At 70.0% G+C, this 260-nt stretch carries 1 protein-coding gene; it reads right to left on the bottom strand.

Going from position 1 to position 260, the window contains the following annotated elements; all coding sequences use genetic code 11:
• On the bottom strand, nt 1-260 hold a 260-nt coding region (locus tag SB772_RS42560), incomplete at both ends, for a GTP-binding protein (RefSeq protein ID WP_410838840.1).

The following is a 260-nucleotide window of genomic DNA, read 5'->3' as shown; positions in this document are numbered from 1 at the left end:
GAACGGGTCGTCGAAGGCTTGCCAGGCGTTCGGGCCGCCCGCGTATTCCTCGTCGGTCAGCAGGCAGGCGTCGAGCTTCGTCTGCCACGTGGCGTGGTCGAGATTCACGCCGATCAGCACCAGTTCCTGGCGACGGTCGCCGATGGTCGTGTCGTTGGCGTCGCCGTACCAGTCGGCGGCGATTTCCGCTTCGAGGCCGGCGTCTTCCGGCCATTCGTCGCGCGGCAGCGCCGCCCACCACGTGCCCGCCGGGCCGTGTC

The sequence above is a fragment of the Paraburkholderia sp. SIMBA_030 genome (genome assembly GCF_046535245.1).
GTDB lineage: Bacteria > Pseudomonadota > Gammaproteobacteria > Burkholderiales > Burkholderiaceae > Paraburkholderia.
The sequence above is the reverse complement of the archived record's forward strand: the minus strand, read 5'-3'. Positions and strand labels throughout refer to the sequence as shown.